The organism is Nitrospira sp. Kam-Ns4a (assembly GCF_965152595.1).
This window is the reverse complement of record NZ_OZ224218.1, coordinates 2202034-2216826: the sequence shown is the minus strand read 5'-3', so window position 1 is coordinate 2216826 and position 14793 is coordinate 2202034. Positions and strand designations below refer to the sequence as shown.

At 66.9% G+C, this 14793-nt stretch carries 10 protein-coding genes and 1 pseudogene; all 11 read left to right on the top strand.

Going from position 1 to position 14793, the window contains the following annotated elements; translation table 11 throughout:
• Positions 1 to 149: 149 nt before the first annotated feature.
• Positions 150 to 3401, top strand: coding sequence for an efflux RND transporter permease subunit (locus ACWHYQ_RS11105; protein ID WP_447972192.1), 3252 nt, complete (start codon positions 150 to 152; stop codon positions 3399 to 3401).
• Entirely contained in the window at positions 3401 to 4675 is a 1275-nt protein-coding gene (locus ACWHYQ_RS11100; protein WP_447975556.1) for an efflux RND transporter periplasmic adaptor subunit, read from the top strand. Before ACWHYQ_RS11105 ends, ACWHYQ_RS11100 begins: the two co-directional genes overlap by 1 nt.
• A 16-nt stretch (positions 4676 to 4691) precedes the next feature.
• A complete protein-coding gene (locus ACWHYQ_RS11095) occupies positions 4692 to 6098 on the top strand; it encodes a TolC family protein (RefSeq protein ID WP_447972191.1) in 1407 nt (468 codons plus the stop codon).
• A complete protein-coding gene (locus tag ACWHYQ_RS11090; protein ID WP_447972190.1) occupies positions 6095 to 7486 on the top strand; it encodes a TolC family protein in 1392 nt (463 codons plus the stop codon). The genes ACWHYQ_RS11095 and ACWHYQ_RS11090 overlap by 4 nt, the downstream gene beginning before the upstream one ends.
• A complete protein-coding gene (locus tag ACWHYQ_RS11085) occupies positions 7486 to 8898 on the top strand; it encodes a TolC family protein (RefSeq protein WP_447972189.1) in 1413 nt (470 codons plus the stop codon). Before ACWHYQ_RS11090 ends, ACWHYQ_RS11085 begins: the two co-directional genes overlap by 1 nt.
• Positions 8899 to 8978: 80 nt before the next feature.
• Positions 8979 to 10907, top strand: a complete 1929-nt coding sequence (locus ACWHYQ_RS11080) for an ATP-binding protein (RefSeq protein ID WP_447972188.1) — start codon at positions 8979 to 8981, stop codon at positions 10905 to 10907.
• Between the two features lie 3 nt (positions 10908 to 10910).
• Complete coding sequence (locus tag ACWHYQ_RS11075) at positions 10911 to 12305, top strand: sigma-54-dependent transcriptional regulator (RefSeq protein ID WP_447972187.1); 1395 nt, start codon at positions 10911 to 10913, stop codon at positions 12303 to 12305.
• 83 nt (positions 12306 to 12388) lie between these two features.
• A pseudogene (locus ACWHYQ_RS11070) lies at positions 12389 to 12604 on the top strand (nucleotidyltransferase family protein); the annotation flags it as partial.
• 193 nt (positions 12605 to 12797) lie between these two features.
• A complete protein-coding gene (hepT, locus tag ACWHYQ_RS11065) occupies positions 12798 to 13232 on the top strand; it encodes a type VII toxin-antitoxin system HepT family RNase toxin (RefSeq protein ID WP_447972186.1) in 435 nt (144 codons plus the stop codon).
• A 261-nt stretch (positions 13233 to 13493) separates the two neighbouring features.
• Positions 13494 to 13667, top strand: coding sequence for a hypothetical protein (locus tag ACWHYQ_RS11060; protein ID WP_447972185.1), 174 nt, complete (start codon positions 13494 to 13496; stop codon positions 13665 to 13667).
• 87 nt (positions 13668 to 13754) lie between these two features.
• Positions 13755 to 14768, top strand: coding sequence for a PstS family phosphate ABC transporter substrate-binding protein (locus tag ACWHYQ_RS11055; protein WP_447972184.1), 1014 nt, complete (start codon positions 13755 to 13757; stop codon positions 14766 to 14768).
• The last annotated feature ends 25 nt before the right edge of the window (positions 14769 to 14793 follow it).

The following is a 14793-nucleotide window of genomic DNA, read 5'->3' as shown; positions in this document are numbered from 1 at the left end:
GCGTTATGTGCGGAACCGCTCACTGCCACCGGAGTCTCGGCTAGCCTCGGCGCAAAATGCCCGATTGCCTGCAAGCTGGGCAATGGCACCGGAATTGCTGCTTCTTGAGGTGCCCAAGACCGTAGAGAGAGCCGTGGAGAGACTTCCTGATGGTCCGCGCCTCGCTGAAGAACCCTTACGCCGTCGTCGCGATCAGCCTGATTGTCATCCTCCTCGGGGCGGTCTCCTACCAGAAGATGGTGGTGGATATCTTTCCCGAGATTAACCTGCCTGTCGTCGCCGTCGCGACCTTCTACAAAGGCATGGGGCCCTCGGAGGTGGAGGGGGCCATCACGCTCCGGCTTGAGCAGGCCTTCCTGCAGGCCTCGTACGTCGAGCACATTGAGTCCCGCTCGCTGCCGGGGGTCAGCCTGATCAAGGTCTATTTCCACCCCTCCTATGACGTGAACGCGGGGCTCGCCGAGGTGACCAGCCTCACCTACGCGAACCTGCGCTACCTCCCACAGGGGATCTTTCCGCCGATCATCATCAAGTTCGGCGCCGCCAGCCTCCCGATCGCGATCCAGACGACCAGCAGCGACAGCTTGAGCGAGAAGGAGGTGCGAGACTTGGCCTACTTCACCGTGCGGCCGCAGCTCGGCACGGTCCCGGGGATCATGTACCCGACCACCTTCGGCGGCACCGTGCGGCAGATCACGGTCTTCATGGACCGCGAGCGGATGCTCGCCCGGAGCGTCTCCACCGAGGAAATCGTAGACGCAGTCAACCGGCAGAGCGCACTGCTCCCGGCCGGAAACGTCAAGATCGGAGATTTCGATTACAACGTCTATACGAACAGCATGATCCGGCTCGTGGACCAGATGAACGAGATCCCGATCAAGACCGTCAACGGCGTCCCGGTGTTCCTCAAGGATGTCGGGCGCGCCGTGGACTCGACCATGATCCAGACGAACGTGGTGCGGATCAACGGGCACCGAGCGGTCTATCTCCCGATCATGAAGCAGGCCGGTGCGAATACGCTGCAGGTGATCGACGGGATCAAGGAGGTGCTCCCGAAGCTGATCGGTATCCCCAAGGAGCTGACGGTCAAGCTGCTCTTCGACCAATCGATCTATATCCGGCAGGCCATCCGGACGCTGGAGCACGAAGGGCTCCTGGGCGGCGGGCTCGCCTGCCTGATGGTGCTCCTGTTCTTGGGCAGCCTGCGCTCCACGCTCATCGTCGCGCTCGCGATCCCGCTGTCCGTGACCGCCGCCTTCATCGGACTCTACTTCACCGGCCACACGATCAATATCATGACGCTCGGCGGATTGGCGCTGGCGGTCGGGCGGCTGGTGGACGATGCGATCGTGGTCGTCGAGAACTTCCACCGGCATCTGGCGATGGGCAAGTCCTCGATGGAGGCCGCCGCGGACGCCGTGAGCGAGGTCGCGTTGCCGATGCTCGTGATCACGATCACGGTCTTCCTCGTCTTCCTGCCCATCGCCTTCTTCACCGGGGTGATCAAGTTCCTGTTCGTGCCGCTGTCACTGGCCGTCGCCTACGCCATGATCGCCTCCTACGTCGTCGCGCTCACCGTCGCCCCCGTGACGATGGAGCGACTCCTGCGGCACGAGCATGAGGCGCACCAGTCCCGTGCGCCTCTGGCCGGCCGGCTGGTCGAGGCCTGGCACCGGCTGGACCTGTGGAATCCCTTCGTCGCGCGGTACGTTCAGGCACTCCGCTGGTGCTTGGCCCACAAGGGCCTCGTCGTGACGACGGTGACCGGCGTCTTCATCGGCTCGCTCCTCGTGGCGCCCCGGCTGGCCACGGAGTTCTTTCCCAAGGTGGACGCCGGCCAGTTCATCCTGAACCTCGCTGCGCCGGACGGGACCCGGATCGAGAAGACCGAGGCGATCACCGCACAGATCGAGGCGATCGTGCGCGAGGAAATCCCCGAATCCGAGATCGAGCAGATCGTCTCCAACATCGGGCTCCCCCAAGGCTGGATGGTGCTCTACACACCGGTCAACGGTCCCCACCAGGCCTTCATCCTGGTTGCCCTCAAGAAGGACCATCGCATCCGGACAGATGAGATCGTCGCCAGGCTGCGCGCGCGGCTGAACAAGGAGATACCCGGCCTGAAATACTCCTTCCAGACCGGCGGCATCGTGAGCGACGTGATCAACTTCGGGCTGCCCGCGCCTATTGACATCAAGGTGAGCGGGCCCAACCTCGCCGACCTCGCCGCGGTCGCGGGGCGGATCCGGGACCTCGCCGCCCGCGTCCCGGGCACGGCGGACGTCCAGGTCCGCCAAGGCATGGACTATCCGGAGATCCACCTCGACGTGAACCGCGCGAAGGCCGTCTACGTGGGCCTGGACGAGACGCGGATCATAAAGGACCTCATCACCGGGCTCAGCTCGAACGTGACGCTGAATCCTGGCTATTGGATCGATCCGAGGTCCAACAACGCCTATTTCGTCGTGACCCAGTACGCCGAGCAGGTCCTCGTCAAGTTCGAGGACTTCCTGAACATGCCGCTGGTCGCCCGGGTGGACCATCTCGGTCTCCACACGGTGGGTGCCACACGCCTGCGGGGCAGTGCCCTGGCGATGGCGCAGACCCCCTTCAACGCGATGGCCGAGTTGCCCGGGGTCAACCCCAACACCACCGCGCCAGTCCTGCTCCGCGAGTTCGCCGACGTGACCCGGACCACCGGCCCGGAGACCGTGGACCACTACAACCTGCAACGGACGATTGATGTGCTGGTCAGCGTCCCGGGGAACGATCTGGGACGGGTGGCCGGTGAGGTGGAGCGAGCGGTCGCCGGGATCGAGCTGCCCAAGGACGTGCTCGTGACCTTCAAGGGCGAGGTGGACGCGATGCGGGCGGCGCTCGCCGGCTTCGCGGGCACGTTGCCGCTGGCGATGCTGCTGATCTACCTGGTCATGGTCGGTCTGTTCCGGTCCTATCTCGACCCGTTCGTGATCATGTTCGCAGTCCCGCTGGGTTTCATCGGCGTCATCTGGATGCTGCTGCTGACCGACACCTCGGTCAACGTCGAATCGCTCATCGGAACCCTCATGATGATCGGCATCGTGGTCTCGAACAGCGTGCTGCTCGTAGACTTCGCCAACAACCGGCTGCGCGAGGGCCTGCCGCTGGAGGAGGCGGTCGTCGAGGCTGGCCGGCTCCGCATCCGCCCGATCCTCATGACCTCGCTGGCGACGATCATGGGCCTCGCGCCGATGGCGCTGGGGATCGGCGAGGGCAGCGAAGCGAACATGCCGCTGGCCCGCGCGGTGATCGGCGGGCTCACGGTCTCGACCTTCATGACCCTGTTCTTCATCCCGGTCCTACACGCGATCGTGCGGCGCCGCTCGGCCACCCGCCCGCACGCGTCGGAGGGAACAGCGTGATGAGCGGGCCGGGGCAGGAGAGGCTCGCGACGCGCTCGGACCGCCCGGTCGGGCCGGGCTCAGACGACGCGACGGACTCGGGAGTCCCGGCGCGGCGGAGGTCCGCCCTCCAGGGCCGGCGGCTGCTCGGAATCGGATTGGGCGCGGGCGCCCTATTCCTTCTGATCCTCGTCATCGTGATCGCCGGCGGCCAATACCGGACGGATTCTTCCTCCCTCGCTCCGGGCGGGTCCGCTGCGGGGACCCAGGGCCCGGCCGTCGGCGAGGCCCGACCGGTCCAGGTTCTGAAGCCGCAACGGCGCGACCTCGTGCGGTCGCTCAGCCTGCCAGCCAACATCTCTCCCTTTTACCAGGCCACCCTGTACGCCAAGGTGCCCGGCTACTTGAAATGGATCGGGGTGGACAAAGGCGACCGGGTCCAAAAAGGGCAGCTCCTTGCGGTCATTGACGCGCCGGAGATCGAGGACCAATACAAGCAAGCCGAAGCCGATTACGCCATCAAGAAGATTACCCACGAGCGGTACCTGAGCGTGTGGAAGGACAACCCGGACATGATCGCCAAGCAGGACGTGGACATGGCCGCGGCTGCCGCCGAGGCCGCCAAGCATGTCCGCGACAGCCGGCGCACCCTGTTCTCCTATACCAAGGTGTACGCTCCCTTCTCGGGAGTCATCACCGCCCGCTTCGCCGACCCCGGGGCCCTGATCCAGGCCGCGGTCGGTTCAGCCACCCAGGCAGCGCCGCTGCTCACGATCATGGACACCACGACGGTCCGCGTCTACGCCAGCGTCCCCCAGGAAGCCGCGTTGCTCGCCAAGCCAGGGGTGCCGGCCTCGCTCACGCTGGACGAGCTGCCGGACCGCACATTCACCGGGGCGATCACCAGGACGACGGAGGCACTCGATTCGGCCACGCGGACCCTGCTGGTGGAAATTGATCTGCCGAACGAGGCACACCTGCTACGCCCGGGCATGTTCGGGACAGCGACGCTCGACCTGGAACGGCACGCACACGCCCTGGCGCTCCCGCCGGCGGCGATCGTGACGAGCAACGACGCCGGCGGCGCCGCGGTGTTTGTGGTCGAGCGGGGCAAGACCCGCAAGGTCCCGGTCAAGACCGGCATCGATGACGGCGTCTGGATCGAGATCACGGAGGGCCTCACGGGGGACGAGGATGTGGTGGTTGTCGGAAAGGCCGCCCTGGCCGACGGGCAGGCCGTCGAGGCGGTGCCCTACAATCTGCCGAGCGGCAAGCCGGCTCGGCAAAAGCTGTGACGGTGGCGGCCCGCGCATGTCGACACCGGTGATCGGAGTCCTGCTGGGTCTGCTGCTTGCGCTCCCGCTGGCCCGCGCGGGCGGCGCGGAGTCGCCCTCCGCGCCGCCGCCTGGGGCGACGCTGAGCCTAGAGCAGGCGGTCCGCATCGGCTTGGCCACCCACCCCCTGCTCGACCGGGCCCGGTACGCGGCGCTCGCCGCCAAGGCAATCGTCAAGCAAACCGAAGGCCAGCTCTATCCCTGGCTTGAAGCCTCGGCGGCCGGCAGTGCCGGCGCCATGCGCATCGTCAGCGCCGACGGCAAGGTCATCCACGACCGCGGCGGGCACGGCTTCGATCCGGGCGGCGCCCTGCCCCATCACAACCAGAACATGGTGACCGGCGGCCTGATCCTCAACCAACTCCTCACCGACTTCGGCACCACCGGCCACCGGATCCTGGCGAGCCAGGCCGACCAGGCCGCGAGCGAGAAAGAGATCCTGACCCACAGGGCGCTCGTCGTCCTGAACGTCCAGCAAGCCTACTTCCACTGCCTGATGCAGGAGCGCCTCGTGGAGGTCGCCGAGGCCGCCCTCGCGCAGCGTCGGACCCTCGCCGAGCAGGTCCAGACCCTTTACCGGCGCGAGCTCAAGTCCAAGCTCGACCTCGATCTCCTGCTCGTCGAGGTGGCCAACGCCGAGCTGGCCCTGATTCAAGCCAAGAACGAGCTGGCGCGGCGCTTCGCCGTGTTGAACCATGCCATGGGGTTGCAGGGCGCCGATCGGTACGTGCTGGAACGGCTGCTCGTGGAGCCCAAGCCGCCGCCAGCGGTCGAGTCCCTTCTGGCCGAGGCCCTCCGGCACCGGCCGGAGCTGCTCGGCGCGCAGGACCGGATGCAGGCCAAGGACGCCGCGATCCAGGCGGCGCAGGCGCTCCACTTCGGCTCCATCACCGCCGTCGGCACGATCGGGATCACGCAATACGGCGACGTGCACGACAGCGGGATCCCGAAGGACGGACTGGCGCCCTTCTGGGGCGCCGGCGCCACGGCCAAGCTGCCGATCTTCACCGGGTTCCGGATCACCAACCAGATCAAGGAAGCCCGGCACCGCCGAGGGGAGGCGGAGCAGGAGCTTCAGCAACTGGCCAACGAGGTCGTGCTCCAGGTCGTCCGCGCCCACCTCGCCCAGGCGACCAACGCGGAGCAGATTCCCCTGGAGCGTGAGCGTGTCGCTTACGCCAAGGAGGCGCTCCAGCTTGCCCGGGAGCGTTACCGGCTCGGCCTGAGCCCGATCGTCGAGGTGATCCGCGCGACGACGGCGCTCTTCGACGCGGAGGCCCGGCTCGTCGAGGCTCAGTACATTTACAAGACCAGCGAAGCGGCGGTAAGCTTCGCCGCCGGCCGGACAGCCCGGCAGTACGACGACAGGAGCGTCATCCGATGAGACCCCGAGGGATCATGACCGCCGCGCTGTGGCTGCTCTCGGCCTCCCTGGCCGTGGCCGGACCCGCGTCCCCGCCGCCGCCCGCGGGCCAGGCCGTGGGCGGCGAGTCTGCTTCGGGCACCGGGAAACACTTGACCTGGGAGGAGGCGATCGCGGCAGCCCTCGCCCGGCACCCGGCGATCAAGGCGGCCGAGCAGGAGGCCCTGGCGCGGCAGGCCATCACCAAGCAGGCGGAGTCGGCGAACTACCCGCAGGTCACGGGCATCTACGCCAACAGTGGCGGCAACACGCGGGTCCTGGCCAACCTCAACATCTCCGGCTCGCTCCCGAAACCGACCAACTACCTGACGACGCCCGGCCTCCGCGCGGATTATCTCGTCACAGACTTCGGCCATACCGCTCACAAGATCTTGGCGAACAAGTCCCTCGCAGCGGCGGCTGAGCAGGCAGTCCGGACCGAGCGCGCCCTCGCCATCCTCGACGTCCAGCAGGCCTACCTGAACTGTCTCAAGCAGCAACGGCGTGTCGCGATCGCGCGCGAGACGCTCGCCACCCGGGAGGCGATCCGCGCCCAGGCCGAGCTTCTCTACCGCAACCAGCTCCGCTCCAAGCTCGATCTCGACTTTGCGACGGTCGAAGTGAAGCGCGCGGAGCTGAGCGTGATCACGGCGGAGAACAATCTCGCGGTGGCGTTCGCGGCGCTCAACAACGCGATGGGGCTCCAGAGCCGGGAGCCCTATGTCCTCGACGACCCGCCGATCACGCCCGCGGCCGACGAGCCGCTCGAGCCGCTGCTTGAGCAGGCCTTGGCCCGGCGACCCGAGTTGCTCGGGAGCCACGACCGGGTCCAGGCGGCTGAAGAGACGCTGAAGGCGGCGAAGGCGCTGCACTACGGCGCGATCACGGCCATCGGCACGCTGGCCTACACCTGGTGGAGCCGACAGGACTTTTCGCCCGCGGGCAATCCGACCAATCCGGGCGCCCAACTCGGCTGGTACGGAGCCGGCGCCACAAGCTCGGTGCCGCTCTCGACCGGCGGGCGGATCAGCGGCCAGGTCGAGGAGGCCGAGGCCCGGACCGGGGAGGTCCGGGCCGACGCGCGCGCGATCGCGAACGACATCGCGCTCCAGGTCGTCAAGGCCTACCTGGGCCGCCTGACGGCCGCGCGCCAGATCACCGTCGCGGCGCAACGGGCGGCGACCGCGCGCGAAGCCCTCGCGCTCGCCCGGGACCGCTACAAGATTGGGCTCGGCTCCATTCTCGACGTCATGACGGCCACCACGGACCTGTTGGCGGCCGAAGAAGGCCTGGCCGACGCGCGCTACGAGTACCGGACGAGTGAGGCCGCGTTGGCCTATGCGACCGGCGCGGAGATCGCCCGTTATTGATGATCATGGGGCTCATCCGGACCTTGTGTGGGGCAGGACCCGCCGTCGGGTCCATCGGGGTGGCGCGGACGCTCGCCGTGAGCGGGCTCCTCTGGTCGCTCACCGTGGCCATCGCACCTGCGGCGCCTGCTGCCGAGGTTCCGACCGCCCGGGGAGCGTTCCTCGGGTACAAGACCGCGATCCAGATCGCCCTGGAGCGCCACCCGTTGCTCAAGCGGGCGCAGGAGTCCGCCCAGGCCGCCGAAGCCATAACCGGGCAGGCGCAGGCCGCCTATTACCCGCAGGTGGACGCCTACGTGCTCCAGACCGGCGGCACGATCCGTCCGTTGAGCGCCTTCAACATCGCCGGTGCGCAGAACAAGCCGACCTCCTACGTCGAGAACGCCGGCTTCCGCGCCGACCAGCTCCTTTATGACTTCGGCCAGACCGCGCACAAGGTTCTGGCCGAGCAGGCAACGCAGGCGGCGGCCGAGAAGGAGATCCTGACCCACAAGGCCCTCGTGATCCTTCAGGTCCAACAGGCCTACGTCAATGGCCTGAGGCAGCGTCGGCTCGTGGCCATCGCCGAGGAGACCGTCCGCGAGCGCGGCGTGATCCGCGATCAGGTCGAGAGCCTGTACAAGCGCCAACTGAAATCCAAGCTCGATCTGGACCTGATCGCCGTCGAGCTGCGCAACGCCGAGGTCCAGCTCCTCCAGGCCAAGAATGAGCTGCGCGCGGCCTTCGCCGCCTTGAACCACGCCATGGGCGTGCAGGGCCCCGACGAGTACACGCTTGAGGAGGTGCCCCTGGAGCGCCCCACCGGGACCTTGGAGGCCCTGATCCAGGACGCGTTGGCGGACCGGCCGGAGCTGCTGAGCACCAACGACCGGCTCCGGGCGGCGGAGGAGCGGCTCAGGGCGGCCAAAGCGCTGGCCCTGCCGACGATCACCGCGATGGGGCTGACCGGCGTCACGCACTTCAGCGACGCCCCCCTCAACCAGTACGCCGGGTCGCATGCGGGCCAGACCAATCTCTGGTGGGGCGCCGCGGCGACCCTCAACGTGCCGCTGTTCACGGGCTTTCTCATCGAGAACCGGGTCGCGGAGGCCCGCGCGCAGCAGCGCCAGACCGAGCAGCACCGCATCGAGCTGGCAAACCGGATCGCGCTGGAGGTCACGGACGCCTACGCGACGCTCCAGGCGGCTACCCAGCAGGTCACGGTCGAGACGCTCGAGGTCGCAGCCGCGCGGAGTGCGTTGACCCTGGCCAAGGATCGCTACCGCCTCGGCCTGGCATCCATCGTGGACGTTACCGCCGCGACCACGAGCCTCATGGCGGCGGAGGTCCGCCTCTCCGAGGCCCGCTACGCCGAGCACCTCGGCGCCGCCGCGGTGGCCTATGCCGCGGGCAAGGCCTATCGGAGCTTCTGAGGGAACGGGCGATGGCCTGGCTAAGCCTGCCGCCATGGAGTAAGATCGGTCCCGGCCCCACTCGACGCCGGGAGAACGGCATGCGCCCCCTGCTGCGGCTGCTCAGCGACCTGCCGATCCAGCGCAAACTCCTGCTGACCGCGGTCATCCCGATCCTCGCGATCGGGCTCATGAGCGGCCTCACGTACCGGAGCGTCCAGACCTTTTCCGATGACGAAGAGCAGCTCAACAACATCTACCTGGTGCAGCGACGCGCGGCGGAATACATGAGTCTGGTCATGGACCTCCAATCCGCATTCCGCGGATTCGTGCTGACCGGGCAGCAGTCGTTTCTCACTCCCTACCAAACTGCGGAAGACCGCCTCCTGACGCTCGGCGACACCATCGACATGATGGTGCACGACCGGGCCGCGCAACGCGAGACCTTTCAGCAGATCCAGACGCTCGTGACTCGTATGATCCGCGAAAAGGACGACCTCATCAAGGCGATCGAGGCCGGCCGCCACGTGGACGCCTTGGCCTACGTCGAACAGGGCCGCGGCCGCGCGATCATGACGCTCGTCCGCGAGCGGATGGCCACGTTCAACCGCCTCGAGCAGGATCTGCTGAACGACGCGCTGGCGCGCATCGCGCGGGACCGTTCCTCCATGATGACGGCGATCCTTGTGGACGGGGTCGCATCCGTCGCCCTCCTGCTGCTCGTGCTGCAGTTTATCGCCCGGTCCATCACAGGCCCGCTCACCGGCCTCGCGAAAGCGGTCGGGTCGGCCACGGGCGGCGCCGTCCCCCAAGTGCCGGTGCTGACCCGGCAGGATGAGATCGGCCACCTGACCCGGGTTATGGCAGCCATGAGCGCGCAGATCCGGGACCACATCCTGCAGATCGAAAAGTCCGAGGCCGAGCTCCGCTTGGCGAACGAATTCCTGTCCGCGTCCGAATCGAAGTATCGCAGCATCGTGGACCACGCCCCGTTCGGCATCTTCACGACCCGCGGCACGGCCATGGTCTTCAGCAACCGGTACAACTGGATCCTGGCCGGGTTGGATCCGGATCGGGAGAACGATCCCGAGCTGATCCGACAGGCGATCCATCCCGAGGACCGCGGGCGCGTGCTCAAGGAGTACGCCGAAGCGGTGAGCCAAGACCGTCCCTACGAAACCGTCTTCCGGTTTCTCCACAAGGACGGGACGGTACGGAAGGTGCTGAGCCGGCGCATCCCGATCAAGGACGCCGAAGGGCGCACCACGATGTATCAGGGCTTCAACATTGACATCACGGCGCTGGACGACATGCAGACCCGGCTCAGCCGGGCCGAGCGCCTGGCCACGCTGGGGCAGGTGGCCGCCGGCATCGCCCACGAGATCCGCAACCCGCTGGTCGGCATCGGCTCGACCGTCGCGCTCCTGCTCGACGACGTGCCCACGGGCGACCCGCGGCGCGGGGATCTGGAGATCGTCCTGAACGAGACGCGGCGACTCGACCGGATCGTGAACCAGATCATTGACTACGTCCGGCCCCGCGAGCTCGCCCCGGTGCTGTTCAATATGGAGGACCTGGTCCGCGAGGCCCTCTCCCTGCTGAGCGGGGCGATCGCAGGCAAGCAACTGCGGACGGACTGCCTGATCCATCCCGGCCTTTCCCAAATCCAGGCGGACCGGGACCAGCTCAAGCAAGTGCTCATCAACGTGCTGCAGAACGCGATCGAGGCGTCACGCGACGGAGGCCGTCTCGAAGTGGCGGCCTTTAACGCGGCTCGCAATCAGGAGCCGGGACTGCTCATCCGAGTGGCCGACGAGGGCGCGGGCATCCCCCCAGAGGCCCTCGGCCGCATCTTCGAGCCCTTTTTCACGACAGGCAAGCCACAAGGAACCGGCCTGGGGCTGGCGATCTGCCGAAACATCGTCGAGGCGCACCGGGGCCGGATCCAGGTGGAGAGCGAAGTCGGCGCGGGCACGACGGTCAAGCTCTGGCTGCCGCTGCAACAACCCGTGTCGCTGCTCACGGTGTAATCCATGCGCGTGACCATCTTCGTCACCGACGACGAGCCCGCCATCCGCTCGGCGCTCCTGAAGCGGCTCGCCCGCCAACACCACCGGGTCGCCGGCTTCGACTCGGGCGAGGCGTTGCTGGCCGCCCTGGACCAGGAGCTGCCCGACCTGATCCTGCTCGACCTCAAGATGCCGGGCATGAGCGGCCTCCAGGCACTCAAGACCGCCAAGCAGAAGGCGCCGGCGGCACTCATCATCATGCTCACCGCTTACGGCACCGTCCAAGACGCCGTGGAGGCCATGAAGCTCGGCGCCTACGACTTCGTCATCAAGTCCGTGGATCTCGACGGGTTGGACCCGGTGCTCGCCCGGGCCCTGGAGTTCCTCACGCTGCGCCGCCGCGTCGACTACGAGCGCGAGCACGAGGGCGAGCCCTATCGCCTGGCCAACCTGGTGGCCGAGAGCGCCGCGATGCAACACCTTCTCGCCCAGATCCGCGACGTGGCCGAGAACCCGAAGGCCACGGTCCTGCTTCAGGGCGAGACCGGGACCGGCAAGGAGTTCATCGCCCGCGTCCTCCACCACAACGGCGCCCGGGCCTCCGGCCCCTTCGTGGACGTGAACTGCACCGCGATCCCCCGGGAGCTGTTCGAGAGCGAGCTGTTCGGCTACGAGCGCGGCGCCTTCACCGGTGCCAACCAGCGCAAGCTCGGGCTGCTGGAAAAGGCCGAGGGCGGGACGTTGTTCCTGGACGAGATCGGGGACCTCGATCTCGCCATGCAGGCCAAGCTCCTCCGGGTGCTCCAGGAGCGGGCGTTCCGGCGTCTGGGCGGAATGGACGACATCTCCGTAGACTTCCGCCTCATCGCCGCGACCAACCGCGACCTCAAGAAGGAAGTGGCCAAGGGGGCCTTCCGCGAGGATCTCTACTTCCGCCTGAACGTGGTCACCTTCGAGCTGCCGCCGCTCCGGCAACGCGTCGAGGACATCTTCCCCCTGTGCATGAAGGCGCTCGTGCGCTTCGGCCAGGAGGTCGGCAAGGATGTCCAGGAGATCGACCCCGACGCCCGGGCGATCCTGGAGCGGTATTCCTATCCCGGCAACGTGCGCGAGCTGCAAAACATCATCGAGCGTGCCCTGATCTTCTGCCATGGACGGACGCTCACGGCCGACTGCCTCCCCCGGGAGCTGCGGGAAGCGACCAAGCCGATCGCGGTCGCGGTCACCCCGGGCGAGGAGGCGCGCATCCGGCTGGACCTCAAGCTCGGCGAGCATACGCTCGCGGACGCGGAGCAGGCGATCATCGAGGAGGTGTTGCGGCTCTCCGGCCGCAACAAGAGCCTCGCCGCTAAGTACCTCGGCCTCACCCGGTTCGCCCTCGACCGCCGGCTCAAGAAGCTCGCGGACGACGAGCCCTGATCCCGCCGGCCAGCTTCACTGACGCGCGCAGCCCTGTCCTGCTCGGTTTGACCCGCTACTCCCTGGTTGCCAGGCTGTCCGCCATGGACTCATCCGGCGATCTGCAAAACATAAAGGAAGCCCTCGCGCCGGTCTGTTCGCGGCCCAATATCCGACTCGTGATCCTGTTCGGCTCGGCGGCGAAAGGAACTCGACACAGAGAGAGCGATCTCGACTTGGCCATCCTTGCCGAGGAGCCCTTGAACCTCGTGGATATCACAAACCAGGTGATCGTGCTCTTACGGACGAGTCAGGTGGACGTGGTAGACGCTCCGCAGAGCGTCCCCGCTCCTGGCGATGGAAATCGTGGGAGGTGGACGACTCCTGTACGAGCGGCAGCCGGCGAGTACGTAAGTTCTGTTCGCTCACCCATCGGCGGTATGTGGACACGGCGAAGTTGCGCGCCACACAGAAAGACGCCATCGCCCAGTGCCTGGAAGCCAGGGGCCTGGCATGACACGGGCCGATCCGGCGGTTCTCCGGCGAAAGCTGACCATGATTGTCGAGAACCTCCAAGCCTTGGAACCCATCACTGGGCTGTCAGTGGAGCGCTACCGAGCAGACTTGTTCAGGCGGAAAGGCACCGAGCGTCTCCTGCAGGAACTCATTGAGGCCGCCATTGACCTCAACACCCATGTGATCGTCCAGGAAGGGCATTCGCCTCTCGACGATTACGATCAGGGCTTCATCAGACTTGCCGAGATGAATATCCTCCCCCATAACCTCGCCACCGCGCTCGCCCCGTCAGCCGGTCTCCGAAACCGGTTAGTGCACGAGTACGACGCGATTGTAGATGCATTGGTGTTGGACGCCGTGCGCAAAGCGGAGGACCTGTTCCCCCGCTACGTGGCCGCTATCGAGGCCTACCTGCACGGCAAGACTCTCTAGCCGATCCCCCCACCCACCCCAGTCCTCGACCGCGCCCAGGAGGACCACGGACGACGAGGGCCAAGCCTCCGGACTCCCCCGATTCATCTTGCAGCCGCCGCATCGCCCTGCTCTCCGCGCATTCCTGTGGACGCAGGGGATCAAGCTGGTGCTCAGCCTGTTGATCCTGGCGATCCGGGAAAAATTTACAGCCTCGCAACAGAGCGCTAACGCCTGTGACATCCGGTCGCGCTACCTTACACCCGAAAGGAGGTGATCACCATGTCCTTGCCAAATGTGGCCGCTGCGCCCGGCGCCGTCCCGCCGGGGCCCCCGGCTCGCTCCATGGAAGTGCCGGGAGAACGGGGCCGGTCGCCGTTTCGGCGGCAGGACCGCTCTGCCAACGACGACCTGGTACAGGCCATCCACCGGGAGGTCGCCCGAGCCATCGGGTGATCCTCCCGCATCCGGCCGAGGCCGGCCCGGTCCGCCGCTTCCGCCTGACTAGCGGCTGTACCGAGGAACCTTGCACGGAGGTGTGGAATGACGCGCGAGGCAATCGTGACGGGCGTGATCGGCCTCATGCTGGGCGTTGCCGCCTGGGGTGGGACTCCGCTCTCGGTCCACTCGCCGCCGGACGCCCTCATTCGAATTGATGGCTCCAGCACGGTGTACCCCCTGACGGAAGCGGTCGCCGAGGAATTTCAGAACGCGACGCGCGGGCGCGCCAGAGTCACGGTCGGCATTTCCGGCACCGGCGGGGGCTTCAAGAAGTTCTGTCGCGGTGAAACGGATATCTCCAACGCGTCGCGCCCGATCCTCAAAGAGGAAATGGAGCGGTGCCGGCAAAACGGGATCACCTACTACGAGCTGCCCATCGCCTTCGACGCGCTGACCGTGGTCGTCAATCCGAGCAATACGTGGGTCTCCGCCATGACCGTCGCGGAACTGAAAACCCTGTGGGAGCCGGCCGCCCAAGGCCGGATCACCAGATGGAACCAGGTGCGCCCGAACTGGCCGGATGCGCCCCTCGTCCTGTTCGGTGCCGGACCGGACTCCGGCACCTTCGACTACTTCACCGAAGCCATCGTCGGCAAGGCGAAGGCCAGCCGGGGCGATTACACCGCCAGCGAGGACGACAACGTGCTGGTCCAAGGCATCGAACGCAACCGGAATGCGCTCGGGTACATTCCCTACGCCTATTACTCCTCCCATGCCAGTCGGTTGAAAGCCGTGGCAATTGACGCAGGGCATGGTCCGGTGTTGCCTAGTCTCGAGAACGTGACGAAGGGGCGCTACCACCCCCTCTCCCGGCCGCTCTTTCTCTACGTCAAGGGGGAAGCCGCCAAGCGGCCGGAGGTCAAGGAATTCATCGAGTACTATCTCACGGAAGGCCCCAAGCTCATCGCGGAAGTCGGGTATCTGCCGTTGTCCGACAAGGCCTATGCCATGGGGCGGGAGCGCTTCAGGAACGGCCGGGTCGGAACCGGCTTCGGTGGGGTTCCGGAAGTCGGTCTGGCAGTGGAGGACCTCCTGAACCGCCTGCCCAGGCTTTAGCGTGCTCGCTGTGCAAGAGACAAGA

Excerpts from the sequence above, each read along its gene's own strand:
- ACWHYQ_RS11105 (WP_447972192.1), top strand. The coding sequence starts at position 150 with ATGGTCCGCGCCTCGCTGAAGAACCCTTACGCCGTCGTCGCGATCAGC.
- ACWHYQ_RS11100 (WP_447975556.1), top strand. The coding sequence starts at position 3,401 with ATGAGCGGGCCGGGGCAGGAGAGGCTCGCGACGCGCTCGGACCGCCCG.
- ACWHYQ_RS11095 (WP_447972191.1), top strand. The coding sequence starts at position 4,692 with ATGTCGACACCGGTGATCGGAGTCCTGCTGGGTCTGCTGCTTGCGCTC.
- ACWHYQ_RS11090 (WP_447972190.1), top strand. The coding sequence starts at position 6,095 with ATGAGACCCCGAGGGATCATGACCGCCGCGCTGTGGCTGCTCTCGGCC.
- ACWHYQ_RS11085 (WP_447972189.1), top strand. The coding sequence starts at position 7,486 with ATGATCATGGGGCTCATCCGGACCTTGTGTGGGGCAGGACCCGCCGTC.
- ACWHYQ_RS11080 (WP_447972188.1), top strand. The coding sequence starts at position 8,979 with ATGCGCCCCCTGCTGCGGCTGCTCAGCGACCTGCCGATCCAGCGCAAA.
- ACWHYQ_RS11075 (WP_447972187.1), top strand. The coding sequence starts at position 10,911 with ATGCGCGTGACCATCTTCGTCACCGACGACGAGCCCGCCATCCGCTCG.
- hepT (WP_447972186.1), top strand. The coding sequence starts at position 12,798 with ATGACACGGGCCGATCCGGCGGTTCTCCGGCGAAAGCTGACCATGATT.
- ACWHYQ_RS11060 (WP_447972185.1), top strand. The coding sequence starts at position 13,494 with ATGTCCTTGCCAAATGTGGCCGCTGCGCCCGGCGCCGTCCCGCCGGGG.
- ACWHYQ_RS11055 (WP_447972184.1), top strand. The coding sequence starts at position 13,755 with ATGACGCGCGAGGCAATCGTGACGGGCGTGATCGGCCTCATGCTGGGC.